This is a genomic window from Tenericutes bacterium MZ-XQ, assembly GCA_002838205.1.
GTDB lineage: Bacteria > Bacillota_I > Bacilli_A > Acholeplasmatales > Acholeplasmataceae > Mariniplasma.
Map to the genome: position 1 here is coordinate 1,229,114 of CP017950.1, position 25,156 is coordinate 1,254,269.

The window sequence follows — 25,156 nt, forward strand, 5'->3', positions numbered from 1 at the left end:
ATATGAAAGATAAACAATTAATTTGCATCATGTGTCCAGTTGGATGTCATTTAACAATTAATGAAGATTTAGTTGTTGATGGAAACAAGTGTCCAAGAGGAAAAGTATATGCAACTGAAGAAATGATATGTCCAAAAAGAATTTTAACGACTACTGTAAAAACAGATTCAAAGGATTTTCCTAGATTATCAGTCAAAACAAACAAACCTATTGAAAAAACTTTGTTATTTGAAGCTTTAGAAAAACTAAATCATATAACTGTCAAAAAAAATGTTAAAATAGGAGATGTAATTGTCAAACATATTCTAAATACGGATGTCGACATCATCGCAACTAAATCACTTGTAAGGGAGTAAATGTAATGAATTCATATATTTTAGCAATCGATCAGGGGACAACTTCTACACGTGCCATTATTTTTGATAAGAACAGTCAAATACTTGCAGTGGCAGCTGAAGAAATCAAGCAGTACTACCCAAAACCAGGTTGGGTTGAGCAAGATGCAAATGAAATTTGGATCAGTGTTTTAACTGTACTTGCGAGAGCTTTAATCGATGCCAATATAAAAGCAAATCAGATTGCATCTATTGGTATTACTAATCAAAGAGAAACCACTATTATTTGGGATAGAGAAACAGGAAATCCTGTTTATCATGCCATTGTCTGGCAATCAAGACAAACACAAGACATTTGTAATGCTTTAAAAGATAAAGGATTAGAAAGCATGATCAAATCTAAGACTGGACTTGTCATTGATCCTTATTTTTCAGGCTCAAAAATTAGATGGATCTTAGATCACATTCCAAATGGACAACAACTTGCAGATCAAAATAAGTTGATGTTTGGAACTATTGATTCTTGGTTATTATATAAACTTACTGGTGGTGTCCATAAAACAGACGTAACAAATGCTTCTAGAACAATGCTTTATAATATCAACGAGCTCAAATGGGATGAAGATATTTTAAATGAACTTAACATCCCAGTTTCTATGTTACCCGAAGTTAGACCTTCATCAGAAATATATGGGTATACAAAACCTTACCATTTTTATGGAGAAGAAATTCCGATCAGTGGAATCGCTGGTGATCAACAATCTGCATTGTTTGGTCAAACTTGTTTTGAAGACGGTTCAGTAAAAAACACATATGGTACAGGATGCTTCATGCTTATGAATACTGGATGTAAACCTGTGCAATCCAAAAATGGATTATTAACTACTATCGCATGGCAAATAAATGATAAAGTCACTTATGCTTTAGAAGGTTCAGTTTTTGTTGCTGGTTCTTCTGTTCAGTGGTTAAGAGATGGTCTTGAACTCATTAAACATGCTAAAGAAACAGAACCATTATCAAATGAACTTGAAGATAATGAGGGTGTTTACATAGTTCCAGCTTTTGTTGGCTTAGGTACACCATACTGGGATTCTGAGGTTAAAGGAGCAATGTTTGGTTTAACCAGAGGCACTACTAAAAAACATTTTGCTAGAGCTGTTTTGGAATCAATATGTTATCAATCACTTGATGTATTAACTGCAATGCAAAAAGATGCAAAATTGCCAATCAAATCTTTTAAAGTAGATGGTGGAGCAATTATCAATAATTTTTTAATGCAATTTCAGTCAGACATTATCAATATTGAAGTCAATCGACCAAAAGTTACAGAAACAACAGCACTAGGTGCAGCTTATTTAGCTGGTCTTGCTGTTGGATATTGGAAAGACTTGGATGAAATAAAGAAATCTTGGCAACTATGTAGAACATTCAAGCCACAGATGTCAGAAGAAAAAAGAAGCAAGAATATCAGAGGATGGCAAACTGCAGTTCAAGCGACCATAGCTTTTAAACCTAATCATAAATAAATAGAAAAAACACATCTCATATCAGTGATATGATAAGATGTGTTTTTTTTGTCTATTAGTTTCATTTATAATAACGAATTAAATCTTTTGCAGGTGTTCTTCTTTTTGGTGCATTTTTTTGATCAGCATATCCAACCATGACCAAACATGTCACAATCTCGTTATCTTTGATTTGTAAAACATCCTTAAACAAATCGGTTTTGATGAAAAGTGGAGTTTTAACATGTGTTGAAAGACCTCTTTCATTGGCTAATAGTAAAAAATTTTGAACAAGCATTGAGTTCGCTTGAATATCTTCAATTTCATCATCATAATCCAAGCTGATTGGCATAATAAAAGCAACAATCGTTGGAGCCGCAAAAATTTTGTCCAGTTTTTTCCCTACATCTTCTTGTTGATCCTTAGGCAGTCTCTCTAAGTACTTTTGTCTAAATTTGTCTTTGTTTTCGCCATCAAGAATGACAAAATTCCATGGTTCTCGCATTTTATGATTAGGTGCAAACACACTAACATCTAATATCTCCTCTAAAACCAATGGGTCTACTTTCTTTGTTAAATATGATTTTTGACTTACTCTCGTTTTAATCAAATCGCTTAATGACATGATCATCAACTCCTTTACTTTATCATACAACGAATGTATCAAATTCTCAATCTAAAGACATAAAAAAAAGATGAAGCTTGACTTCATCTATATATATTAAAGAATTTGTTTTGGGTGTGTGTGTTTAAAATCATCGTCAAATAAATAACGATCTTTCATTCGATCTATGAAGATCGAAAATAAAATATACATGATAAAACTAATTGCTAACAGCTCTATTGATAAACTAAATATCGTTAGACTTAAGAAAGCAAAAGTAATCAACAATTCTACTGTCATAAGTAAATATATACCATGTATGCCTTGTTTCGAAATCCTTTCTAACTGGATAAACTGCATTAGAAACATGAAAATTATCCCTAAGATATATCCAATTAATGCACCTATTTCTAATAAGAAAAGATATTCAGACTTAAAAGCATGGTCTTCAAAAACATATTGAATCCAATTAAAGGCTTTGCTATTTATTGATTGTGTAAGAAAGAAAACTTTCATTGTTATATTCCTCCATGGGGTTTTTAAAATAGTACACTACTGATTTCAAAGACATAAGTAATGAGACTTGCATACATGATACCAAATATGAATATCATGACGTACTCATACAAAAAAACTTTTACAACAGTATCTTCAAAAAACTTTTTATAAGTATGATTACGGTAAACAAGCATAATGAGAATGATCATAATACTGAGGACAGTATTTATCGTACTATTTAGAAGCCATCTCTGATCAATTACTTCAAATGATTCTATTACAAACTTAATTAGCGCATATGAAGTCCACCAAGTGATGGTAGCCAATAAAGTCATATTTGATAACATTTTTGTAAACTTTTCTTGTTTTTTGTATGTTTCACATGAACTTTCAGAAAGGATATGATTTTGTAATTTTGCAGCACTAAAAAAGATATAGAAAGTTAGTACAATTGTAATAATCATCAAGATAACTCCAAATATCATATAACTGCTCCTTGCCCAGTTTCCTGCCGTCCATTGTTTGTATAAATTGCACAATGAAGCCTATAATTTAAATAAAAATATGTTATAATAACTTATGTGAATTAAAATCTTCTAAATTCAATCGTTTCAGGTAATCCAGAGTTTTTGAAATCATTATTTCTTCTGAATCTATTAATGAATCCTCTTATCTCTACTTCATCACACCATTCGAATGATCCTGAATTCTCAAATCCTAAAGTAGTGCTCTCAATGATATTCTTGATTTCTACTTCATCACACCATTCGAATGATCCTGAGTTTTCAAAATCCATTACGATACTTTCAATGACATTCTTGATTTCTACTTCATCACACCATTCAAATGATCCTGAATTTTCAAAATCTAAACTAATTTCTCTATTAGAACCTCTGTTAAAATATAAACTATAAGCTAACACCATAACCAAAACAACTACTAAAGATACAACTTTTACTAATTTTTTCATATAATGAACCTCCCTTTTGGCTTCATTTTATGTCATAAATTAGATATTGAATAGGGCGTATATGTCCCATTATGCAGAAAAAGGTGATTTTTTGATGAAAAATAATGGTTTGTGCATTTATTTAGAGCAACTTCGCTCTGCAAGACACATTTCACAGTTCAGTTTTGTTGATGATGTCATATCATTGCAACAATATCGAAGATATCTTAAAGGAGAGTCAGATATCCCTTTTAGTGTTGTGGCTCAGCTAGCAGGTAAGTTAGGGATAAAAACTGATACCATTTTGAGAGAGTTTGAAGTTGCACGATTAGATGAAACACAGACCATGAACAATCTTTATAATTTAGCTGTTAACTATGCACATAAAGAATTTTTCAATCTAGCTAACTCGATTAATCCAGATAATATTATCGAAGGGTCAAATCTTTTGCTATATAAACACAGTATTACATTAAATGATTATTACAGGAAAGCCATCACTGTTACACAGGTAAGAGAAATAAATAAAGAACTTATCAACTATCCATCAGTTCTTGATCAAGGTATACTAAGCACTAGCGAAATGTTAATCTTGACATTTCTAATAGATGTAATGCAAAATGAAGATCAAAATAGAATCATTGATAAGTTATCTATCTATTTAAATGATAAGTCACTTATACTGAGTGGAGGAAATGAGCGAGTATACACTTTAATCTTAGCTAGATTGGCAAAGCATTCAGGTATTTTGGAGTCCTATGAACAGGTTATTAAGTTTTGTGATTTAGGTATAAAACGCAATCTTAAATTGTTTTCATATTACTTAATGGAATTCTTTTATTACTACAAATCATTAGCATATCATGCTTTAGGTGACGATGAAAATTTCAAGGTTTCCTTAAAAAAATGCTTTAATATACTTGAGTTTGAAGGCAATGAAAATAAAGTCAAGAAATTTGCAAATCTCATAAACAGCGATTATCATATTGAGTTTAAAAACTATGTCTTAGATTTATATCAAAAAGAACAAGAAAAAGGTAGTTAACATGGATATTTGTAAAATATATTTACAACCAAAAGAAGAGATTAGAATTGAGCAAGGTCACCCATGGGTTTATGGCAATGAAATCGATCAAATAAAAGGTCCAATAAAAAGCGGTGATATTGCATATGTTTACTCATCAAAAGGCGATTTTATCGGTAAAGGTTTTTTAAATACTACATCTAAGATATTTGTTCGCATCCTATCACGTGATGAAAATGAAATCATAGATAAAAGATTCTTTGCAAATTTAATCCAGAAGTCAAATCAAGCTCGTATAGATATGGGATTTGATAACAGTTATAGAGTTCTATTTGGTGAAGCCGATGGTATTCCTGGATTTATTGTAGATAAATATGCTGAATACCTCTCTATTCAAATTCTTTCGTTAGGTATTGATTTAAGAAAAGATATGTTTATAGACATCTTGAAAGAAATATTTAATCCGAAAGGTATTTATGAGCGCAGTGATGTTCCAGTTCGTAAAAAAGAGGGTCTTCCATTATTTAAAGATACTGTTTATGGTACTGTTCCAGATTTAATTCAAATCAAAGAAAATGATTTAATCATGGAAATCGATATCAAAAATGGTCAAAAAACTGGGTCTTTTCTTGATCAACAAGAAAACCATAATGCCTTAAAACCTTATGTGAAGAATAAAACTGTTTTGGATTGCTTTTCTCATATAGGTGGTTTCGGATTGCATGCTGCATATCATCAAGCGAAATCTGTAACTTGTTTAGATATCTCTGAGCATGCTGTCAATCAGATTAAAAGAAACGCAGAACTAAATCACTTTAATCAAGTGATTGCATATAAAGCCGATGTCTTTAATGAATTAAGAATATATCAAGAGCAAAAAAATTCATTTGATGTAGTTATTCTAGACCCACCTGCTTTTGCAAAAAAGAGAGACGATATCAAAAAAGCCTATAAAGGCTATAAGGATATCAATCTACAGGCACTAAAAATTATTAATCCGGATGGGTATTTGGTTTCATGTTCTTGTTCACATTTTATGACACCACAATTATTTTTGGACATGCTAATGGATGCTTCAAATGACGCAAAAAGGATTACACAAATGATAGATTTTAGAATTCAAAGCAAAGATCATCCTGCTTTATTAGGTTCTGATGAATCATTATATCTAAAGTGCATTACTCTAAAAGTAAAATAGAAAAAACCACAGAACTGATTATTTCATCTCTGTGGTTATTTTTTTATAGTCTTTTTCCATATTCTAAGCGAACTTCTCTATTTTGCACATCTTCATTTGTATAAGCTATGGTGTTAAGTCCAACAAAATGAAGTCCATGTTTTTCATAAAAATTAATTGCTGGGTCGTTGCATGATTGAACTTCTAAAACCATAGCTCTTGCATTTAATGTTTTAGCAATTGACTCCATATGCTCAAAAAGTGCACTACCAAATCCTTCTTTTCGATGTCTTCTTGTTACATATAAGTTCAGTATGCGATAAGTATTATTCCAAGTTTCTAATGCACCTTCAATAACAGCAATCAATTTTTTTCTTTCAAATATACCAAATGCTTGTGCATTTTCAACATAATCTTCAAATAGTTTCATTGATATGGTTCTTTCTTTATTGCGAAAGATCCTTTTTTTCTTTATGTAAACATGTATCCCTTTTGATTTTTTTATTTTTACTATATGAAGATATTTTGTAACATACTTATCTTCAATAGTGTATGTTTGATACTGATCTTTATCTAACTCTATAATTTTCATCTTATAAATCAACCATTTTCACAAGTTGCTTTATATACAACTTTCTAAATTCTGGATCTTTAAATGTTTCTATAGGTGTAGATGATTTTTGATTCATTTCAGAGAGTTGTATAAAAAGTGGGATACTAAATGATGAAAATAGAATCATGTATCTAGATGCGATTTCTTTTTGATTGTCAGTTTGAAGAGATTGTTTTAGGTTTTGATATACCATTTTTGTAAACTCATTTTCAGTAAAAAACGTCTTAATTAAAGCATTAGAAGACTCATTCTGTAACTCTTTAGTCAAAAATAAGTAATTTAAAATACCAACATTATCAATTGCATAATTATAAATATATGCAATAATCGATTCAATAAAGTTTTCAATTGGCATTTGGTCTTTTTGTCTTTCAATTAGATTAATAATATTCGATTTAAGTGTTTCAACGACTTCATTCATGACTGTCATCAGTAAATTTTCTTTACTACCAAAATGATAATTCACTGCAGCAATATTGATGTATGAAGCATCAGCAATATCCTTTATTGTGATATGAGTATTATTACGCATTAGACTTTTAGTTGTATCAATGATTTTTCTCTTTATCTCTTGGTTTTTCATCTATATTTCCTCCTAAACACGATTTCAAATCCTGTTTAAAATATGGTTTCATATCTTATTTATACCATAAAATAGATATAATTAAAATAGATATTTAAAATATTCGTTTAAAATGTGGATTTGGAGGAATTTTATGAAAAAAAGAATCATTATCTTATCAATTATGATCTTACTGACTATTTTATCATCCATTTTCATACCTCAAGTTGAAACAAATTATGACTTAACAACATACCTTCCTAGCAACTCAGATATTATTAAAGGTATGGAAACACTGGAAGATGAGTTCGGTGTACATAGTTTGATCGAATTACAAATTAATGATGTTGATCCCGATGAAGTAATTGCTATCAAGACTTTTCTAATGGAAATAGAACATGTGGAACAAGTCATATGGTTAGATGACTATGTTGATTTATCAACAGTTCCAATCTCAGCGATTGATGAAAACATAGTAAACTCATTTTACGTTGACCAAAAAGCATTACTACAGATATCTATTGGACTTGATGCTTATGATTTAGACCTGGAAAATGTACTTGACCAAATTAAAGATGAAATAAGGTCCTTTGATTTTGCCCTTCGTGGTGAAGCTATTATGAACATTGAAAACAGACATATTGCTAATCAAGAAGTCTTAAAGATTATGCTGCTCATATTGCCAATTGTTATCTTAATCATGATAATTGCATCGAAATCCTGGATTGAGCCACTCATATTACTTATAAGTATAGGTGTTGCAGTCGTATTAAATCTTGGAACCAACATATTTTTACCAAATGTTTCATACATCACTCAGACTATGGCTTTAGCATTACAGCTTGCTTTATCACTGGATTATGGCTTGTTTTTAATGCACCGATTTTATGAAGAGAAAGAAAAAACTGAAGACCTTTCTTTTGCGATTAAGACAGCATTTAAAAGATCATTTCCTTCGATTACTGCTTCTGCATTAACTACGATTGCCGGTTTTGTATCATTGTTATTCATGAGTTATCGAATCGGATTTGATATAGGTATCGTATTGTCTAAGGGGATATTACTAAGTTATTTTTCCACGATGATTTTAACACCAATTTTGATTTATTTGATGTATCCTTGGATTCAAAAAACGATGCATAAACATATACTTAAACCCTTCAAATCTTACATCAAATATATAAGTATGTTGAAATACGTCATCGTCATTATTTTTATAATTGTCACAATTGGTGGTGTCTATTATTCAAATCAAACAGAGTATTTATATGGAAATAATACTTCATTTGGTCAAGATCGAAGAGTAATGCTTGATAAGGATGAAATATCAGAAACATTTGGTGATTATCAAACGATTGTTATCTTGGTGCCAAATAATGAAATACTTAAGGAAGTTAATTTAGCAGCAACGTTGACTCAAAACTCTGACATTTTGGAAGTGACATCATTGGTAACTACTGTCGATCCAAACATCCCAAGATCAATGCTACCAGAAGATTTAGTTGCTCAATTTATTGGTGAAAACTATACAAGATTTATCATTAAATCAAATATCACAGAAGAAACCACTAAATTGTATAATTTTTCTGATGATTTAAATGCTATAGTAAATAGTTATTATGACTCATATTACATCGTAGGTATGGCTGAATCAACAACTGAAATTAAATCTTTAGTATTAGATGATCAACTCATGATTTCTTTGTTGTCAATGATTGCAATTTTCTTTATTTTGCTCATTACTTTTAAATCATTTTTAATCCCTATTATTTTGGTTTTAGTTATTCAATCAGCTATTTGGTTTAATCTTTCTATTTTATATTTACAAGATATTCAAACAATTTATATTGGTTATTTGGTTGTTATGGCTATACAATTAGGCGCAACCATAGATTATGCAGTATTGATGACACATCGATATGTAGAAAACAGAAAAACATTTAATGTCTTTGAATCTATGGATTTTTCATTCCAAAAAAGTTTCATCACCATTACCATTTCTGCCTTTGTACTTGCATGTGCTGGTTTTATTGAAGGCATATTTTCAAATATATCAGCTGTAAAAGATATCGGTTATTTATTAGGAAAAGGAACACTTATTTCTTATTTATTTGTTCTCATATTTTTACCTGCTTTACTAATGACTTTAGATAAAATTCTTGTTCATTTAAATAAGAAAAAGAAAAAACGCTCGATTTGAGCGTTTTACGTTATATGAATAAGTTGTGATTTGCTTCTTGTGTATCACCCAAATAAGTTGCTACACCTGCAATTTCAATACCATCAATAAGTTCTTCTTTATGAATACCCATAATATCCATACTCATCGCACATGCTGTCACTTTAACACCCATATCCATTGCTGTTTTCATGAGGGTTTGAAGTGAATCAACATTCTTTTTCTTCATAATACTCTTAATCATTTTTGGACCCATCCCTGCCATATTCATATTTGAAATTGGCAGTTTTTCTGTTCCTCGTGGCATCATTTTACCAAACATTTTTTCCATAAAAGCTTTTTTTAATTTTACTTTTTTAGGCTTTCTTAGTATGTTTAATCCCCAGAAAGTAAAGAATAGTGATACGTCTTTGCCCATTGACTTAGCACCATTAGCGATAATAAATGCTGCAATGGCCTTATCTAAATCTTGACTAAACACTACAATAGTTGTTCCATTTTTGCTCTCTTTTACTTCAAGACCTTGATCAAAGTTCTTAGATCTTCCTTTTTGAACATATGCTAAAATGACTTTATCTTCTTTTTCTATATTGATTAACGTGTTTCCAGTTTTTTCAGCCCATGTTTTTATATCTTTTTGGAATCCTGGATCGGTCGCTTTAACTTGAAGAATATTTCCTTCTTCAATGTCTTGCATCGCTTTATAAACTTGAACAATTGGACCTGGACATTGAAGACCACAAGCATCTATTGAAAGTGTTACTTTTGCTTCATTTACAACAGGAATTGCTTCTTCTTGTTTTTGCTTATCAACAACAGGAATGCCTAAGTCATCGGTAAGTGTGAAGCAGATTTCTGATCCTTCATGATCAAACACACAGCTGTATGACTTGAACCCTCCATCTAGATTTTTAACGTGATAGCCGTTTTGTTCGAGTACTCTTGTTGCTGTATATCCCCTTGTTCCTACGTGGCAATAAACAAATATCTCTTGATCTTTTGGAATTTCGTTGATACGATTTCTTAGTTGCGATAGTGGGATATTTACTGAACCTGGTAAATATTCTAAAACATATTCTGCTTCTTCTCGTATATCTAAAATATAGCTTCCTTTAGATGCTAAATCTTGCATGTCCTGCCATGTTATTGTTTTTACTAAACCTGATATGATATTTTCTGCAACAAAGCCTACCATATTCACTGGATCTTTAGCTGAAGAAAAAGGTGGGGCATATGCTAAATCAAGATGCTTTAAATCCGTAACTTTCATTTTCCCAAAAATAGCAGTTGATAATACATCAATTCTTTTATCAACACCATCTTCTCCACCAATAGCTTGTGCACCATATATTTCTTCTGTATCAGGATTAAAAAGAACTTTAAGAGAAATAACTGATGAACCTGGATAATAACTTGCATGATTTGTCGGGTGTATATGAATGCCTTTATATTTTAATCCTAATTGTTTTAATGTTTTTTCGTTCACACCTGTTGATGCTACAGTCATATCGAAAATTTTAGCTGCAGATGTCGCAAGTGTTCCATGATATTTATCATTAATACCACAAATATGGTTTGCTACATATCGTCCTTGTTTATTTGCTGGTCCAGCAAGTGCTGCTGCCATGCTTTGTTTTGTAACGATATTAGGAATTTCAATGACATCCCCTATTGCATAGATATCTTGATTAGATGTTTGAAGATGCTCATTCACTTTAATAAAGCCACGCTCAGTTAAATCTAAATTAGCTTTTTTAGCTAATATGTTGTCTGGTCTTACACCAATAGCAAATATGATTAAGTCTGTAGATATTGACAACCCAGACGCCAATGTGACTCTCTTACCTTCCATATCAAAGGATTTCACGCCATCACTAAGTACTAGTCCAACACCATGGTCTACAATTTTTTGATGGATCATCTGTGCCATTTCATAATCGAACATGCCCATGACTTGTGGAGCCATCTCAACGAGTGTAACTTGCATGCCCAAATGATGCAGGTTTTCCATCATTTCAACACCAATAAAGCCACCACCAATAACGATTGCTTTTTTAGGTTTATTCTCGTTTATGTAATTGATGATTTCATCCATATCAGGAATGTTTCTTAATGTAAATAAGTTTTTTGCTTCTTTGATTCCTGGAATAGGTGGCATAATAGGCTGACTTCCAGTAGAAATAACCAACTTGTCATAAGTTTCTTCGTATGTTTTTTCATTTTTTAAGTCATTAATGATAATTTTTTTGTTTTTAGAATCTATATCAATGACTTCTGTTAGATTTCTAACATCAATATTAAACTTATGATGCATATCTTCAACTGTTTGAACGACTAAACTATCCCTAGAAGGAATAACTTTACCGATGTGGTAAGGTAATCCACAATTTGCAAATGAAATATATTCCCCACGTTCAATAAGTACAATTTCTGCAAATTCATCTAGTCTTCTTAAGCGTGCAGCAGTAGTCGCGCCGCCTGCAACGCCGCCAATAATAATGATTTTCTTTTTCATGATTCGTACCTCCAACCTCATTCATAATACGCTTTTTGATTGAAAATGTCAATATTTTATATTTATTTTTATCTATTTTTTAATTAATATAATTGGTTTTTTAAATGAAATCCCTTACATCATGAACTGCTCTTTTTTTGATACAAAATTATGCAACCTATGATAAACTGAACTTAGAGGTGAATGTTATGAAAAAAGTTTTAATTACTGGATTCTCACCATTTGCAGGCGAAACCATTAATCCTTCATATGAGGCAGTTAAACAACTCCCTGATAGTATTTTAGGATACAACATTATAAAAAAAGAGATAGAAACATCATTTGATACTTCAACAAGTCAACTTGAGAAATGTCTTGAGGATCATAATCCATCTATTGTAATTCTAGTTGGTCAAGCTGGAGGTGCAAAAAATATCCGTATTGAAAGAATTGCGATTAACATCGATGATGCCGAAGTTCAAGATAATTCAGGTGTAAAGCCAGAAGATAAGCCCATTAAAAATGATGGGGAAACAGCTTATTTTTCAACACTTCCCATTAAAAAAATAGTAAATGCACTTATAGATGATGGAATACCAGCTGTAGTCTCAAATTCAGCAGGTACTTACGTTTGTAATCATCTCATGTATAACCTGCTCTATACTCTGAAAAAAACAAACACAGATATACCAGCTGGTTTTATTCATGTCCCATATATTTTCAGTCAAGTCGTTGAAAAACCTGATACTTATGCTACTGACTTATACGCAATTACTCGGGCATTAGATATCGCTATTAAAATAACAATTAAGGAGTTATCATGAAAGAAAGAACTGTGAAAACACTGATACATCAATTAGAATCAAAAGATGTATCTATTAAAGAGCTAGTCGATTATTACTTAAAGCGTATGAGACTATTTAATCCAAAGTTAAATGCAATCGCAGAAATTAATCCTGATTTAGATAAAATCGTAGATAACTTGGAACTATCTAACAAAAAAAGTATGCTTCATGGCATACCAATCGTCATCAAAGATAACATTCATACAAAGGATCAAATGCATACGACTGCAAATAGTTATGCATTAAAAGATTTTTATGCCCCGTATGAAGCAACTATTGTAAAAAACATTAGAAATGCTGGCATGGTGCTTCTGGGTAAAGCAAATCTCTCGGAATTTGCCTACTTCATGAGTTTTGATGATATGCCAAGTGGTTATGGATCGCTTCATGGCCAAGTGAAAAACCCCTATAATGAAATCATTGATCCTCTTGGCTCTTCAACAGGATCTGCTGTAGCAGTTGCTGCTGATATGATTCCTATATCGATTGGAACTGAGACCAATGGCTCACTCATGGCTCCCGCCTATAAAAATAGCATAACATCCATAAAACCGTCATTAGGCTTTGTTTCAAGATATGGTATAATTCCGATTTCCCAATTTCAAGATACAGCTGGTCCTATGGGTAAAACAGTCGAAGACTGTGCGATGCTTTTAGATGTCATCAGTGGCTATGATCCAAAAGATCCTTCAACTGAAATATGCAATCAATATAAACCCAATTTTTATGAGGCTACAAAAAAACCTATCAAAGGTAAAAAAATCGCTCTTCTCAACTATATATATAAAGACTTCAAATATAGCGATGAAGAACTAAAAATTATGCAGGACGCAAAAAATTTGTTTACTTCCTTAGGAGCAACAGTAATTGATATAGACTTTGAACTTGACGATCTAAAAAATGATAAGACATTGATTCACGAATTTAAACATGATATAAATTATTATTTTGAGACATTAGGTGAGGATGCTCCCTTTAAATCACTGAAAGAACTTATAGAATTTAACGATTTATACAAAGAACGTTGTTTAAAATATGGACAATCCATTTTTATTGCATCAGAAAAAACAAATGGTAATCTTCATGATTCCGATTACAAAAAGTTAAAAAATGAACAATTGCAGTTAGCATCAAAACTAGAAAACACTTTAAAAAACTTTGATTTGGATGGTGCATTTTCAACGATTCGAAACTCTTATGCACCAATCTTTGGTACACCAACAGTGACTGTACCAGCAAAAGCACTTAATGATTTAACTCCCTTATCTTTAGTGTTTTTTGGAAAAAAATATGATGATGAGAGCATCATCACTATAGCACATCATTATGAGATGCACACTAATTATAGAATACCACCAAAACTAGAGGGCTAAGTACATCGTACTTAACCCTTTTTTTCTTTGACCCAATAAGCTTTTCCATTATCTAATCTGTCTAAAAAATCATAATCCACTAAATATCTTCTAATGATTACATAATCTTCATAAACAGGTTTTAAAATTTCATTGATTTCTTTTTCAGTATACTGAATACCTTTTTTAAATAGTTTTATAATATATGTCAATAAAACATACTTTTTCTTTTCTTTTGCAGGAAACACCTTTAAAACAAGGGGATTTAGTGTATCTATATATCTTTGTTCTGCTTCTTTAAAATCTTTTTCTGTTATTTCAAAACTCATCATCTTCAAATACCTCTAATTCCTTATACCACTTTTTTGCAGCGTTTATTTCTTCTTTACTGAGTTGGTGCCCATAATCTGTCCAAAACACTTCTACTTCTGCATTAGCACTCTCAAACATTTGAGTTAATTCTTCAACTTCATGTTCAGGCATGAGATAATCAAAGTGACCAGCACCAATAAAAACCTTGGTGTGATTAAGATTAGGTAAATGTATATGTCTTAATGGTACCATTGGATGGAACAAAATCGCCTTATGGAAAGCTTTTTCAAAATGAAATAAAATACATGTCGCAATATTTGCACCGTGCGAATATCCAACAACCGTAACAAAGTCACGATTAAAACGATAAGTTTTAGCACAATCATCAATAAAATCTCTAATGTTGTGCGTTTGTTCAACCATGCTGTCATGATCAACATCACCTATCGATTTTCTTCTATAAAATCTAGGCATGCCATATTCTATAATATTACCTCTTAAACTCAATATATTGGCTTCTGGATCTATCATATGCGCTACAGATAGTAAATCATGTTCATTTCCGCCATCGCCATGAAGCAATACAAGTGTTTTGTCATTTATTCCTTTTTCAAACAGATGTATCATGTTGACCTCCTTATGGAAAAAAGATTAATCTAACAAGATTAATAGTTCGATGATCATAAAAATTCCGGATGTCTTTAACTTATATATAGTTTACCACTTTTTTTTATTTTTGCTACATGTTTTTTTTAAGCAATCCATATCGTTATTTTGAAATAAATAAGAAAAAAAGTGTATAATGTAAATAGACACTAAACATAGAAACTGGGTGTGATATATTGAAAAAAAGAAAATATTGGTACAAATTAGATAACGCAGCAAAAATATTTCCTGCCGTATCAAAAGATGATCGAAGCAATGTTTTTCGTTTGTCTTTTTATATTGATGAAGTCGTGGATTCAGAAATTCTTGAACAAGCAGTAAATAAAATACTTCCACGCTTTGAAACTTTTGCGGTGCAGTTAAAAAACGGGCTTTTCTGGAACTATTTTTCTGAAAACCATAGACATTTTAAGGTCGAGGAAGAACCAGCTCAAGTTTGTAAATATTTTAAAGCCATAAGAAATAGTGGATATATGTTTAAAGTGTATTATCTAAATAACAAGATAACTTTAGAAACTTTCCATGCCATTTCAGATGGAACTGGCGCTTTACAGTTTTTAAAGTCCATTGTTTTTCAATACTTTAAACTCAGAGGATTTAAACTTGATCACGAACATTTGATTTTAAGCGAACTACCATACTCTAAAAAAGAGAGCGAAGATAACTTCGTCTCAAACTATGATAAAAATAATAAACTCAATCTCAAGGAAGAGAAAGCATATCATCTTCCAGGTGAGCAATTTCATCAGCATTGGGTATTAGTATATAAGATAAAACTTAATACAAAAGCTTTTATAGATGTTGTTAAAAATAAATATCATGTGACTGTTACACAATACGTTACTGCACTTTTAGCATATAGTATATATAAAGAAACTGTTGATTTTGTAGGTCATAAAAAACCATTGAAAATTTTTATTCCCGTGAATTTAAGACCATACTTTGATTCAATTACTTTACGTAATTTCACACTTTATATTAAATCAACATATACAAGTGAAAAAAATGACTGGACCTTTGAAGAAATGTTAGCATTAACAAAATCATATTTTGAAGAACAACTTGACAAACACAAACTTCATGGACGTATTAATGCTCTTGTAGGTTTTGAAAAAAATGTTGGCATCAGATTTTTACCACTCATTCTAAAACAAATCGCTTTTAAAATTGGTTATAACCTATTAGGTGAAAGTATTAACAGCTGTTCTATATCAAATTTAGGCATATGTAAATTACCTAAAGATCTTGAAGAAAAAGTCATTGATGCTGACTTTGTTAATGCTGGATATGGAATCGCTATGACATTAATATCTCTTAAAGAGCATACAAACATCTTATTAAGTTCACCTTTAAAAGACTTGAGTATAATGAGCTATTTTACTAAGATGCTAGTTGATGAAGGGTTGGCTGTGATTGCAGACACAAATTACAAGGAGGCATACGATGAGATATTGTAAAACTTGTAAGATTCATTATGATACAGATTTGGAACACTGCATGTTTTGTGATGGTGATTTAGAAATCGAGGATAATAATCAATCCATATATAAATTTAAAGAGGCTTCTAAAAAACCAAAATCAAACTTCTTTTATCGCCTATTTATCTTTTTAAATATTATTAGTGTTTTGGTTTCCTTATCGATAGATTTCGTCAGTGGCACACCATTAACATGGTCACTGATTGTATCTTCAACAAATATCTATACGATTGTATTATTAGCCATTCTTGTTAACCCAAACTTTTGGGCTTCAAAGTTTACCAAGATCATGATTGTTACTATATTAGTTGTTGTGTTAATTGGTTTATCTCTTAGAGATCATAGCTGGGCTGTTGGTGTAGTGTTTCCACTTGCAATTGCTTCTACTATTTTCATATTAACCATATTAATTATTACAAACAGAAAAAAATGGTTTGATTACTTTGCTTCTCTTGCTATTATTACAGTCATTGGACTTGTTCCAGGATTACTGATATTACTTAATGTCTTAGATATAATGTGGCCATCTATTGTATGTTTTAGTTATTCTGCAATTACATTACTTGGCATGATATTCTTGCCATCTAAGAATTCAAGAGAAGAGTTTAAGCGTAGATTTCATATTTAAATTGAACACATTTAAGTTAAGTAGACTTTTGTCTACTTTTTTTTAAAAAAAAGACATGCGAATGATAACTTCACTCATGTCTTTTATTTATATCTATTTTTCTGGAAAATTCAAGTCTTTCTTCAAATTATCTATGACTTCTTCAAGTCTTTGATAATCGATTAAGTAACCAACTTTTTTATTCTTTTCTCTGCTAAATATAATGACTCCACTTGTAAGGAACTCATTAATATGATAAGAAATCGTTGCACTTGATACATCAAGTGTGCTTGCAATATCTTTAACTGCAGTGACTCCACTTGCAAGCAATCTTAATGTTTCATATCGTGTTTGATCACCGAGTGCTTTAAATATTTTAACTCTTTGAATCAACTTATTCTCATTAATCTCTTCAACTTTGTTAAATGCTTGTTCCATTTCAATACCCCAGACAAATCGACACTCATCAGTGTTAAAGAATCTCATGGTAAATGGAAATAGAATAGATATATAAACTTGACATTCATCATATCCTGAAAAATCAAATTCAATAGCATTTTTCGTGATTTTACTAAACTCTTTATTTGGTTGAGAAGATAATCTTTTTATTAATCTATCAGCAACTTCTTCTGCTTTTGTATCATATTTTTCATAAAAATCATAATAAAAATGTTCAATTTTAGTTAGTAATTGAGTAAATCCTTTTAAGTGTTCTTTTGGATTTTGAATCATTAAAAATAAATTCCACTTGTTTGCTGATTCTAACTTAAGTGTATTGATGTGATTAAATGCATCACTCTCAGTTACTTCTTGGTCAAAATCTTCATCTTGTATAGCAAACATAGCTTTGATTAAACCCTTTTTAAATACATCATCATCGATGTCTTTTAAATAATTAAGGTATTGATGTTCATCTTTATAGTCATTAATTGGAAATGCTTTAAGTAAAATATTGATGAACTCATACTCGGCGTATGTCCCTTTTTGATAGTACTTATTTATTTCTGTTTCATATTTTGCTAATTCGTGTTCCATATTGCTATAAAAGTTTAAAATCTCTTTATCTAGTATTTCTTCAAAAATTTGATCATCATCTTGCTCGTTGTATGAATAATAAACTCTTGGAAACAAGAAATAATCATACATTTTACTAAATTCTTTAATATACTTAAACTTCATGAACTAATGCACCGCTTTCTATAGAAACTTTTTCTACTTTGTCATCACTTGGTTCGTCAATTGCCTTCATTTTTTGATAATAGATCATCACACCAAGTACAACGATTGCTCCATTGATAATAACAACTAATCCTGGATTAATTATATCATAAAGATAACCAAAAAGCACTTGTCCAAGCGGCATTGCGATTGTCGCGACTACAGTTAGTGTAGTTCCTACTCTGCCCATAAACTCTAATGGTACTGATTTTTGAAATACTGTTTGAGTCAAAATATTGATTGAAGTAATAAAGACTCCTACAAAGAAACATAAGATTAAAACAATTGCATATGATAATATACCGTCTTTTACCATATAAATGCTTTGATTAATCGTTATTGAAAAAAGCATGATAACGAGTCCAGTAGACATGAACAACGCAATTAAAGCTGATCCAAACTTAACATTTTTAAGTTTTTTAGTCACTAAAATTGGTGTAATCATTGTTGATGCAGATAAAACCGTTTGAACAAATCCTAATTGAACGTCAGATTGATGTAATACTTCTCTAACTAGAAATATTAATCCGACACTGAAAAACGGCGCAACACTAAAATTAACGATAATTGCTAGTGCTATAACTACTTTTAAAGTTTTTAATTGTTTAATAATTTTTAATCCCTCAACAAAATCTTTCTTAAATGATGAAACACTTTTTTTCACTTGATTTTTAATTTTAGGAATATCTATAAATAGTTCGCTTATTGCTGATAAAAGGAAACTTGTTGCGTTAATCATTACTGCAATAAGTAAGCCAAATGTACTAAACAATAAAGCTCCGATGACCGGACCCATAAGCTGTCCAAATGAAACAAGTGTCATTCTTAGTGAGTTAGCTTCTAGATATTGGTCTTCATCAACAATACTTGGCATCACCGCAGCCATTGAAGAACCAAAGAAGATCTCAATAACCTCTAGAATAACTACTACGCCATATATCAACGCTATGCTCACTTCTCCTTGTAAAAAGATTAAGTAAGAAAAGCCAAATAATAGACAGGCATTCATTATATCTAAAGTAACAATGACCTTCTTTTTGTCGAACCAATCTCCAAATACACCTGCGACTGGAGATAATAATAGTCTAGGCAAAATTGAAATTGCCAACATTGATGCGAATATTGTTGCTGATCCGGTAATGGATAAAACATAAAGTGATAATACAAATTGTTGAATGTTGCTACCAAGTAAAGATACAAAGTTTCCGATCACTAGCAGCATGTAGTTTTTGTTTTTTAATAGTGTTTTGTTCATGAATAAGCTCCTTTACGATTTTGAATTATAATCATTATAGTTTTGTATTAATGCCATTGGTAATAAAGATAGATAGTAGCAATTAAATGTTTTGATTTTTTTTTCATTACGATAAGTTTTCATATGATTGTTCTCCCTTCTCATATAACTATCATGTAATTGTCAAAATTAGATGTTTATCTAATTAATAGATTTTTTGGCTTTTCAACGCCATTCTTTTGAATTAGACACCCTTATTATATATCGATGATTATCAAATGTCAAGCATTTTATTAGATATTTATCTATTTTTATGAATTTTTTATGTACGGATATATGAAATCGCCCTTATACGTAGATGTTTATCTAATTTTTTCGAAAAAAAAAGACGCTTGCGCGACTTTTAATCTTCTTGAGCGATTTGCTCCTTGATATTCATTTGTTGAACCATATAATTAAATATTTCTTTTCTTGTCACAATGCCTATAAAAGCTCCGAAATCATCAACAACAGGTACAAAATTTTGTTGTGTAAACATATCTATAATATCACCCATCTTCGAATCCACCTTAATTGATTCTATATTTTTACTTCTAGGTATATTCGAGATACTCATATCTTCAGTTTTGCTAAAATCCAATTTATGCTCTTTAATAAACCAAAGCAAATCTCCTTCGCTGATCGTATTTACATAATCACCATTTCTATCTAATACGGGTATAGCACTATATTTATAAATCTGCATTTTTTCTAGAGCTTGTCTAATCGTTGAATCGCTATAAATGTAGGCTACTTTTTCTTTGGGTGTCAAACAAAATAGTATATTCATATTTACTCCTTACGTAATATCATGTATTCGACTAAAAATACGCATCAACAATGATACGAAATTGCACTTTAAATTTTTAGTGTTTTGATATTTTAGCCATGTTAATTATAGCATATTTTTCACACAAATTCTAACAATACAACATAAACTGAAAATATGGTAAAATACTTATAACTAATTTTCACTCGAGGTGCTCATATGTGTGGTAGATTTACAATAACACTATCTAAGGATGATTTCATTAGATACTTATCTAAGTATAAACAATTAGAAATAAATATAGATGATATTACATTGCCTAATTATAATGTAGCACCAACAGAAAATATTGCAGCCATGATAAAATATAATGACTCATATAGAGTTGGCCCTTTAAAGTGGGGTTTTATACCTAGTTTTGCATCAGATACCAAAAAAATCATCATCAACGCCAGAAGTGAAACAATACTAGAGAAAGCATTATTCAAAGATAGTGTCTTTCATAAACGATGCGTTATTTTTGCTGATAGCTTTTATGAATGGAAAAGTGTGGATGGTAGAAAGATTCCCTATCGAATTATGATTAAAGACAAAAAAATGTTCGCTTTTGCTGGACTATGGAGTCATTATAAGAAAGATGGTCAATCACTTTATACAGCTGTCATCTTAACAACCAAGGCAAACAAACTGATGGCTGATATTCACGACCGTATGCCAGTTATTCTTGGAGATGATCAAATAGACACATGGTTAAATGCACCTTTTATTGAAGAATCACACATAAAAATACTTGCATCTTATCCTTCTGAGCTTATGTATAGTTATAAAGTTTCTCCTTACGTGAACTCATCAACTCATAAGGATCAAAAGTGTATTGAGCAAATAAAAAGCACCTAAGTGCTTTTTTTAATGTGTATTCACTTTGTTTTTTATACGTTTACGCCTCTTTTGCCTCTAATCAGTAGAATTGTAGCAAAAATTAATGTATATAAAGTACATCCTACAAGTGCAATGATGCTCCACAACAATTCATTTTCTCCACCATAAGTCAAAGACGGTATGAAAAGTATAGCGAATAAAGGCAAGGCCATCGATATTGCAGTTCCAGAACCTAAAACCATCTCTTCTGCAACTGGTGTTTCAAGATTTGGATCAATACCCTTTAAAAGCGCAAGTCCTGTAGATGCAACTCCAGTTAACATACCGAATAACCCAATAAAATAATAATCTTGATAATTGCCATAAACTTTGTTTGTCATATATCTTAGATATAACATTGTCGCAGCACCAGCAAATATTGCTGTTACAATCAGTTGAACTCCATAAGTAGCTAAGAAATCAAGTGTAATTGTTAGTACAGACCCTGCAATCATAATATTAAATGCTATTGAAGTAATATTAGACAGCATATAATTGTTTGTCATAAATCTAACATTTTTTCCACGTCTTTCAAGCCAATATAAGATTTGTCTATATAATAAAGCATACATGATACCGATAATAAAGTTGAAGCCTTTTAACAATCCAAAGATTGTATCTCCTATGTTTCCTAGTCCAGAAAGCCCTACATTTGCTAACAATAAAGTTACATACACCAATCCATATATGATTGAGATAATAATGACTTGAGTTGTTAAACCATCAAGTAAGCTGATTTCTTTGACAGTATCAATTTCAATCGTTTCTTTGCCAATGCCTTCTTCATTATAGTTCTTAGGTTTTGCATAACCTTTTCTTCTACTCATGACATTAATAATTAAAACGCCTATGGTACCTCCAAAGACAAATCCCAAAAAGGCATAAGACACACCTAAAGCAGCACCATTGCCACTTAGCATTGCATCCCACATTTTACCAATCGATAGTGCAAGTCCTGGTCCTTGACCAAAACCTAATGCTACCAACATACCACTACCTACGAATTTATCACTGAATAAGAATAATACAAGTAGTATACCAATTGCAGCTTGAAGTGCATATGTTGAAGTGATGAGCATACCTGTTGACCATATTTTTTTCTTTATTTTACTTGTTGATCTTTTTAATGCTAATGATATAAACCCAATAGCAAGCGCATGATAAACGATGTAACCCATTAAATCTACATCAATAAATGTGTCTTCACCAATGATAATTGGTGCAAATACAAGTGAGATAATTAAACCTATAGTACCGCCCAGTAAAGATGTTGGGATAACAACTTTATTTATACCTGGCAACCATGTTTTAAGTATTTTTGCAACAAACATTAAAACACCAATGAGTAAAAAATAAACAATAATTCCCCATTCTTCCATGTTATAAATCTCCTTTGAGCATTTTTATGCGATCCATGATTAGCATTGGATCTTTGATTTTTATCATATATGATTCATCACCATAATCGAAAGATAAAACATTTTTTTGTGTCAACGTAAGACCATGAATCTTATCAATTTCAAAAGGTTTTTGAATAGTTGAACTATTTAAAACCATTTGCTTTTGATTTAAAACAATGGTCACTTTTCCAAGCGATTGTCTTTTTCCTTTAACTAAATCAATGAGATAAAAGAAGCCTGATGACTCAAAAACTCGATCTAAAGGTTGTTTTTTGAGTAAATCTTTTTGCATATGATCCCATTCAATTAAATTATCAAATGGTAAACCTTCTAAATAATGGTAATCATTAAAATGTGCAATTTTTCCACAAGAAGTACAATGTATATCATTTTTATGAGTGTGTAAAGTTTGAAGTTGTCCACACTTTGGACAAGCATATATGTATTGTTCTAATCCAACTGCTTTTCTAGAGGAACGATATTTTATATGTTTATTCTTATTCCACTCATAATCGTTATATTTGATTGCATTTTCAATTGATTTTGCAATCTCCTCGAGTGACATTTGATTGATTTCTTCCTTTTTGTGGAGTGTATAATAATGAATATGAAATTCTGGTCTTCTTCTTTTTAGACCCCACCTAGGACTAGAGAAAAATCCTCCATCAATCTTAGCCATGACTAAATCATGACTTATTTTTTTTACAATTTTTGCTGTAGCTTTATAATCAGTCGGTGTTTGCTCTCCAAAAAAAGAAGAATTCCCTTCAGGAAAGATCATAATACCTCTTTTGTCTTTTTGAAATGCATTTAATATGAGTCTTATCGTCTGAATATCAGACTGACCTTTTCTTTTGGGAATCGATTTAACAATTTTATTTAAGGCGAATTTCATCACTGGATGCGTGTACAAAATATTACTTGCAACAGGGTATGGATAATATTTGATATTCATGCCTACGTATAATGGATCATTTAAAGATGCATGATTGGAAATTAAGAAAAAAGGTTCTTTCCTTTTTTTATCAAAGTCTGTATATGAGATCACAAACCTATATTTGGAGTGAAAAATTAGTTTCAATCCCAATCTTGCAATTTCTACTCTTAAGCTCATATGTCATCTCCTTAAACATATTATACGATAAATGCTTTGAATTTCCAACAAAAATAATGCAAATAAAAAGAGGGAATTTCTTCCCCCTATTTAAATGGCTTTCTTATAATTCCATATATGGTAAATTAAATGCTTCTGCTACGCCTAAACAAGTCATTTCACCGTTATATGTGTTTACTCCTAATTTAAGTGCTCTTGAGCGATTTATAGCCATATCAAGACCTAAATCAGCAATCATTAATCCATAAGGTAAAGTTGCATTGTTAAGTGCATTTGTTGAAGTCATTGGTACCGCACCTGGCATGTTTGCTACAGTGTAATGAACAATACCATCAACGACATAAGTTGGATGATCATGATATGTTGCTTTACTAACTTCTGTTGATCCACCTTGGTCGATTGCAACATCTACGATGACACTACCTGGTTTCATATCTTTATAGTATTCACGTTTGATTAATTTAGGAGCTTTTGCACCTGGTAATAAGACTGCACCAATCACTAGATCAGCACGTTTAATTGCCATTTCTAAATTCGCTTGTGAACTATATAAAGTATGGATTTTATTTCCATAAATATCATCTAAGTATGTTAGTTTTCTTAAATTAACATCAAGAACAGTTACATCAGCATTCATGCCAACTAACATTTTGAGTGCATTTTCACCAACAACACCAGCACCAACAATTGTTACTTTAGCTTTCTCAACACCTGGAACACCAGAGATTAGAACGCCACTGCCACCAAATGGTTTTTCTAAATACTTAGCGCCTTCGATTGCACTTAAGCGGCCAGCAACTTCACTCATTGGTTTTAAACAAGGAAGAGTTCCATCTGATTCAGTAATTGTTTCGTAAGCAACTGATTGAGTCTTACTCTTTAATAATGCATATGTTAAGTCTTCATTAGCTGCTAAATGTAGATATGTATAAAGAATTAATCCTTCTCTTAAAAATTTGAACTCAGGTTCAAGCGGTTCCTTAACCTTTACAATCATATCTGATTTTTCCCATACTTCTTTAGCTGTTTTTAAAATAGAAGCTCCAGCTTTTACATAATCTTCATCTTTAAAGCCTGAGTTTACGCCAGCGTCTTTTTCTACATAAACTTGATGCCCATGTGAAACATACTCTTTAACACTACCTGGTGTCAAGCCTACACGAAATTCTAAATTTTTAATTTCTTTGACAGTTCCAATAATCATGACATACTCCCTATAAATTGATTTTGATTGTTATACATTAACATGATAACATAAAGCGCT

The 25,156-nt window shown here is 31.1% G+C and carries 25 protein-coding genes; 10 read left to right on the top strand and 15 right to left on the bottom strand.

The genetic code is table 11. The features are described 5' to 3' along the window. Positions 1-2: 2 nt before the first annotated feature. On the top strand, positions 3-356 hold the full coding sequence (locus BK011_06040; GenBank protein ID AUD65266.1) for a hypothetical protein: 354 nt from the start codon (positions 3-5) through the stop codon (positions 354-356). 5 nt (positions 357-361) lie between these two features. Continuing rightward, a complete protein-coding gene (locus BK011_06045) occupies positions 362-1,861 on the top strand; it encodes a glycerol kinase (protein ID AUD65267.1) in 1,500 nt (499 codons plus the stop codon). Positions 1,862-1,922: 61 nt separating this feature from the next. Here BK011_06045 and BK011_06050 read toward each other — a convergent pair whose 3' ends face one another. From BK011_06050 to BK011_06065, 4 genes are all read right to left on the bottom strand, one after another. Continuing rightward, on the bottom strand, positions 1,923-2,465 hold the full coding sequence (locus BK011_06050) for a hypothetical protein (GenBank protein ID AUD65268.1): 543 nt from the start codon (positions 2,463-2,465) through the stop codon (positions 1,923-1,925). Positions 2,466-2,561: 96 nt separating this feature from the next. Beyond that, positions 2,562-2,960, bottom strand: a complete 399-nt coding sequence (locus BK011_06055; protein ID AUD65269.1) for a hypothetical protein — start codon at positions 2,958-2,960, stop codon at positions 2,562-2,564. A gap of 23 nt (positions 2,961-2,983) precedes the next feature. Next, positions 2,984-3,427 carry a hypothetical protein gene (locus BK011_06060; GenBank protein AUD65270.1) on the bottom strand — a complete coding sequence of 148 codons (444 nt, stop codon included), beginning with the start codon at positions 3,425-3,427 and terminating at the stop codon, positions 2,984-2,986. Between the two features lie 101 nt (positions 3,428-3,528). Continuing rightward, complete coding sequence (locus BK011_06065) at positions 3,529-3,912, bottom strand: hypothetical protein (protein AUD65271.1); 384 nt, start codon at positions 3,910-3,912, stop codon at positions 3,529-3,531. A 94-nt stretch (positions 3,913-4,006) separates the two neighbouring features. Here BK011_06065 and BK011_06070 point away from each other — a divergent pair, with 94 nt between their 5' ends. After that, positions 4,007-4,936, top strand: coding sequence for a hypothetical protein (locus tag BK011_06070; protein ID AUD65272.1), 930 nt, complete (start codon positions 4,007-4,009; stop codon positions 4,934-4,936). A gap of 1 nt (position 4,937) precedes the next feature. After that, the gene (locus BK011_06075) at positions 4,938-6,113 is read left to right on the top strand and encodes a hypothetical protein (protein AUD65273.1); all 1,176 of its coding nucleotides are present in this window, start codon (positions 4,938-4,940) and stop codon (positions 6,111-6,113) included. Between the two features lie 43 nt (positions 6,114-6,156). Here BK011_06075 and BK011_06080 read toward each other — a convergent pair whose 3' ends face one another. Beyond that, on the bottom strand, positions 6,157-6,684 hold the full coding sequence (locus BK011_06080) for a hypothetical protein (protein AUD65274.1): 528 nt from the start codon (positions 6,682-6,684) through the stop codon (positions 6,157-6,159). Between the two features lies 1 nt (position 6,685). Further along, complete coding sequence (locus BK011_06085; protein AUD65275.1) at positions 6,686-7,288, bottom strand: hypothetical protein; 603 nt, start codon at positions 7,286-7,288, stop codon at positions 6,686-6,688. Between the two features lie 133 nt (positions 7,289-7,421). On the opposite strand from BK011_06085, the gene BK011_06090 reads away from it, so the two are divergent. Beyond that, positions 7,422-9,467: a hypothetical protein gene (locus BK011_06090; GenBank protein AUD65276.1), complete on the top strand. Its 2,046-nt coding sequence runs from the start codon at positions 7,422-7,424 to the stop codon at positions 9,465-9,467. A gap of 10 nt (positions 9,468-9,477) precedes the next feature. Here the strand turns inward: BK011_06090 and BK011_06095 are convergent, their stop codons facing one another. Further along, a complete protein-coding gene (locus BK011_06095) occupies positions 9,478-11,961 on the bottom strand; it encodes a pyridine nucleotide-disulfide oxidoreductase (protein ID AUD65277.1) in 2,484 nt (827 codons plus the stop codon). Positions 11,962-12,149: 188 nt separating this feature from the next. Between BK011_06095 and BK011_06100 the strand changes: the two genes are divergently transcribed. Beyond that, the gene (locus tag BK011_06100) at positions 12,150-12,764 is read left to right on the top strand and encodes a pyroglutamyl-peptidase I (protein AUD65278.1); all 615 of its coding nucleotides are present in this window, start codon (positions 12,150-12,152) and stop codon (positions 12,762-12,764) included. After that, complete coding sequence (locus tag BK011_06105; protein AUD65279.1) at positions 12,761-14,158, top strand: hypothetical protein; 1,398 nt, start codon at positions 12,761-12,763, stop codon at positions 14,156-14,158. The genes BK011_06100 and BK011_06105 overlap by 4 nt, the downstream gene beginning before the upstream one ends. 11 nt (positions 14,159-14,169) lie before the next feature. Here BK011_06105 and BK011_06110 read toward each other — a convergent pair whose 3' ends face one another. Both BK011_06110 and BK011_06115 read right to left on the bottom strand, forming a co-directional pair. Continuing rightward, positions 14,170-14,469, bottom strand: coding sequence for a hypothetical protein (locus BK011_06110; GenBank protein AUD65280.1), 300 nt, complete (start codon positions 14,467-14,469; stop codon positions 14,170-14,172). After that, positions 14,456-15,076 carry a hypothetical protein gene (locus BK011_06115; GenBank protein AUD65281.1) on the bottom strand — a complete coding sequence of 207 codons (621 nt, stop codon included), beginning with the start codon at positions 15,074-15,076 and terminating at the stop codon, positions 14,456-14,458. The genes BK011_06110 and BK011_06115 overlap by 14 nt, the downstream gene beginning before the upstream one ends. Positions 15,077-15,291: 215 nt before the next feature. Here BK011_06115 and BK011_06120 point away from each other — a divergent pair, with 215 nt between their 5' ends. Then, entirely contained in the window at positions 15,292-16,572 is a 1,281-nt protein-coding gene (locus tag BK011_06120) for a hypothetical protein (GenBank protein ID AUD65282.1), read from the top strand. Then, the gene (locus tag BK011_06125) at positions 16,559-17,221 is read left to right on the top strand and encodes a hypothetical protein (protein ID AUD65283.1); all 663 of its coding nucleotides are present in this window, start codon (positions 16,559-16,561) and stop codon (positions 17,219-17,221) included. The genes BK011_06120 and BK011_06125 overlap by 14 nt, the downstream gene beginning before the upstream one ends. A 93-nt stretch (positions 17,222-17,314) precedes the next feature. Here BK011_06125 and BK011_06130 read toward each other — a convergent pair whose 3' ends face one another. The 3 genes from BK011_06130 to BK011_06140 form a co-directional block, all read right to left on the bottom strand. Continuing rightward, on the bottom strand, positions 17,315-18,379 hold the full coding sequence (locus tag BK011_06130; protein AUD65284.1) for a hypothetical protein: 1,065 nt from the start codon (positions 18,377-18,379) through the stop codon (positions 17,315-17,317). After that, entirely contained in the window at positions 18,369-19,673 is a 1,305-nt protein-coding gene (locus tag BK011_06135; GenBank protein AUD65285.1) for a hypothetical protein, read from the bottom strand. The genes BK011_06130 and BK011_06135 overlap by 11 nt, the downstream gene beginning before the upstream one ends. Positions 19,674-20,055: 382 nt before the next feature. Next, positions 20,056-20,481, bottom strand: coding sequence for a hypothetical protein (locus tag BK011_06140; protein AUD65286.1), 426 nt, complete (start codon positions 20,479-20,481; stop codon positions 20,056-20,058). A 198-nt stretch (positions 20,482-20,679) separates the two neighbouring features. Between BK011_06140 and BK011_06145 the strand changes: the two genes are divergently transcribed. After that, positions 20,680-21,357 (top strand): hypothetical protein, encoded by a 678-nt coding sequence (locus BK011_06145; GenBank protein ID AUD65287.1) that lies wholly within the window; start codon positions 20,680-20,682, stop codon positions 21,355-21,357. 32 nt (positions 21,358-21,389) lie between these two features. Here the strand turns inward: BK011_06145 and BK011_06150 are convergent, their stop codons facing one another. The 3 genes from BK011_06150 to BK011_06160 form a co-directional block, all read right to left on the bottom strand. Beyond that, the gene (locus BK011_06150) at positions 21,390-22,757 is read right to left on the bottom strand and encodes a hypothetical protein (protein AUD65288.1); all 1,368 of its coding nucleotides are present in this window, start codon (positions 22,755-22,757) and stop codon (positions 21,390-21,392) included. Between the two features lies 1 nt (position 22,758). Beyond that, the gene (locus BK011_06155; protein ID AUD65289.1) at positions 22,759-23,892 is read right to left on the bottom strand and encodes a hypothetical protein; all 1,134 of its coding nucleotides are present in this window, start codon (positions 23,890-23,892) and stop codon (positions 22,759-22,761) included. A 103-nt stretch (positions 23,893-23,995) separates the two neighbouring features. Next, positions 23,996-25,096 (bottom strand): alanine dehydrogenase, encoded by a 1,101-nt coding sequence (locus BK011_06160; protein AUD65290.1) that lies wholly within the window; start codon positions 25,094-25,096, stop codon positions 23,996-23,998. Positions 25,097-25,156: the final 60 nt, after the last annotated feature.

Coding starts and splice junctions, on each gene's coding strand:
- BK011_06155 (AUD65289.1), bottom strand. CDS start 23,892: ATGAGCTTAAGAGTAGAAATTGCAAGATTGGGATTGAAACTAATTTTT.
- BK011_06070 (AUD65272.1), top strand. CDS start 4,007: ATGAAAAATAATGGTTTGTGCATTTATTTAGAGCAACTTCGCTCTGCA.
- BK011_06105 (AUD65279.1), top strand. CDS start 12,761: ATGAAAGAAAGAACTGTGAAAACACTGATACATCAATTAGAATCAAAA.
- BK011_06150 (AUD65288.1), bottom strand. CDS start 22,757: ATGGAAGAATGGGGAATTATTGTTTATTTTTTACTCATTGGTGTTTTA.
- BK011_06095 (AUD65277.1), bottom strand. CDS start 11,961: ATGAAAAAGAAAATCATTATTATTGGCGGCGTTGCAGGCGGCGCGACT.
- BK011_06125 (AUD65283.1), top strand. CDS start 16,559: ATGAGATATTGTAAAACTTGTAAGATTCATTATGATACAGATTTGGAA.
- BK011_06145 (AUD65287.1), top strand. CDS start 20,680: ATGTGTGGTAGATTTACAATAACACTATCTAAGGATGATTTCATTAGA.
- BK011_06050 (AUD65268.1), bottom strand. CDS start 2,465: ATGTCATTAAGCGATTTGATTAAAACGAGAGTAAGTCAAAAATCATAT.
- BK011_06135 (AUD65285.1), bottom strand. CDS start 19,673: ATGAACAAAACACTATTAAAAAACAAAAACTACATGCTGCTAGTGATC.
- BK011_06085 (AUD65275.1), bottom strand. CDS start 7,288: ATGAAAAACCAAGAGATAAAGAGAAAAATCATTGATACAACTAAAAGT.
- BK011_06115 (AUD65281.1), bottom strand. CDS start 15,076: ATGATACATCTGTTTGAAAAAGGAATAAATGACAAAACACTTGTATTG.
- BK011_06060 (AUD65270.1), bottom strand. CDS start 3,427: ATGATATTTGGAGTTATCTTGATGATTATTACAATTGTACTAACTTTC.
- BK011_06090 (AUD65276.1), top strand. CDS start 7,422: ATGAAAAAAAGAATCATTATCTTATCAATTATGATCTTACTGACTATT.
- BK011_06160 (AUD65290.1), bottom strand. CDS start 25,096: ATGATTATTGGAACTGTCAAAGAAATTAAAAATTTAGAATTTCGTGTA.
- BK011_06065 (AUD65271.1), bottom strand. CDS start 3,912: ATGAAAAAATTAGTAAAAGTTGTATCTTTAGTAGTTGTTTTGGTTATG.
- BK011_06040 (AUD65266.1), top strand. CDS start 3: ATGAAAGATAAACAATTAATTTGCATCATGTGTCCAGTTGGATGTCAT.
- BK011_06075 (AUD65273.1), top strand. CDS start 4,938: ATGGATATTTGTAAAATATATTTACAACCAAAAGAAGAGATTAGAATT.
- BK011_06110 (AUD65280.1), bottom strand. CDS start 14,469: ATGATGAGTTTTGAAATAACAGAAAAAGATTTTAAAGAAGCAGAACAA.
- BK011_06080 (AUD65274.1), bottom strand. CDS start 6,684: ATGAAAATTATAGAGTTAGATAAAGATCAGTATCAAACATACACTATT.
- BK011_06140 (AUD65286.1), bottom strand. CDS start 20,481: ATGAATATACTATTTTGTTTGACACCCAAAGAAAAAGTAGCCTACATT.
- BK011_06045 (AUD65267.1), top strand. CDS start 362: ATGAATTCATATATTTTAGCAATCGATCAGGGGACAACTTCTACACGT.
- BK011_06130 (AUD65284.1), bottom strand. CDS start 18,379: ATGAAGTTTAAGTATATTAAAGAATTTAGTAAAATGTATGATTATTTC.
- BK011_06100 (AUD65278.1), top strand. CDS start 12,150: ATGAAAAAAGTTTTAATTACTGGATTCTCACCATTTGCAGGCGAAACC.
- BK011_06055 (AUD65269.1), bottom strand. CDS start 2,960: ATGAAAGTTTTCTTTCTTACACAATCAATAAATAGCAAAGCCTTTAAT.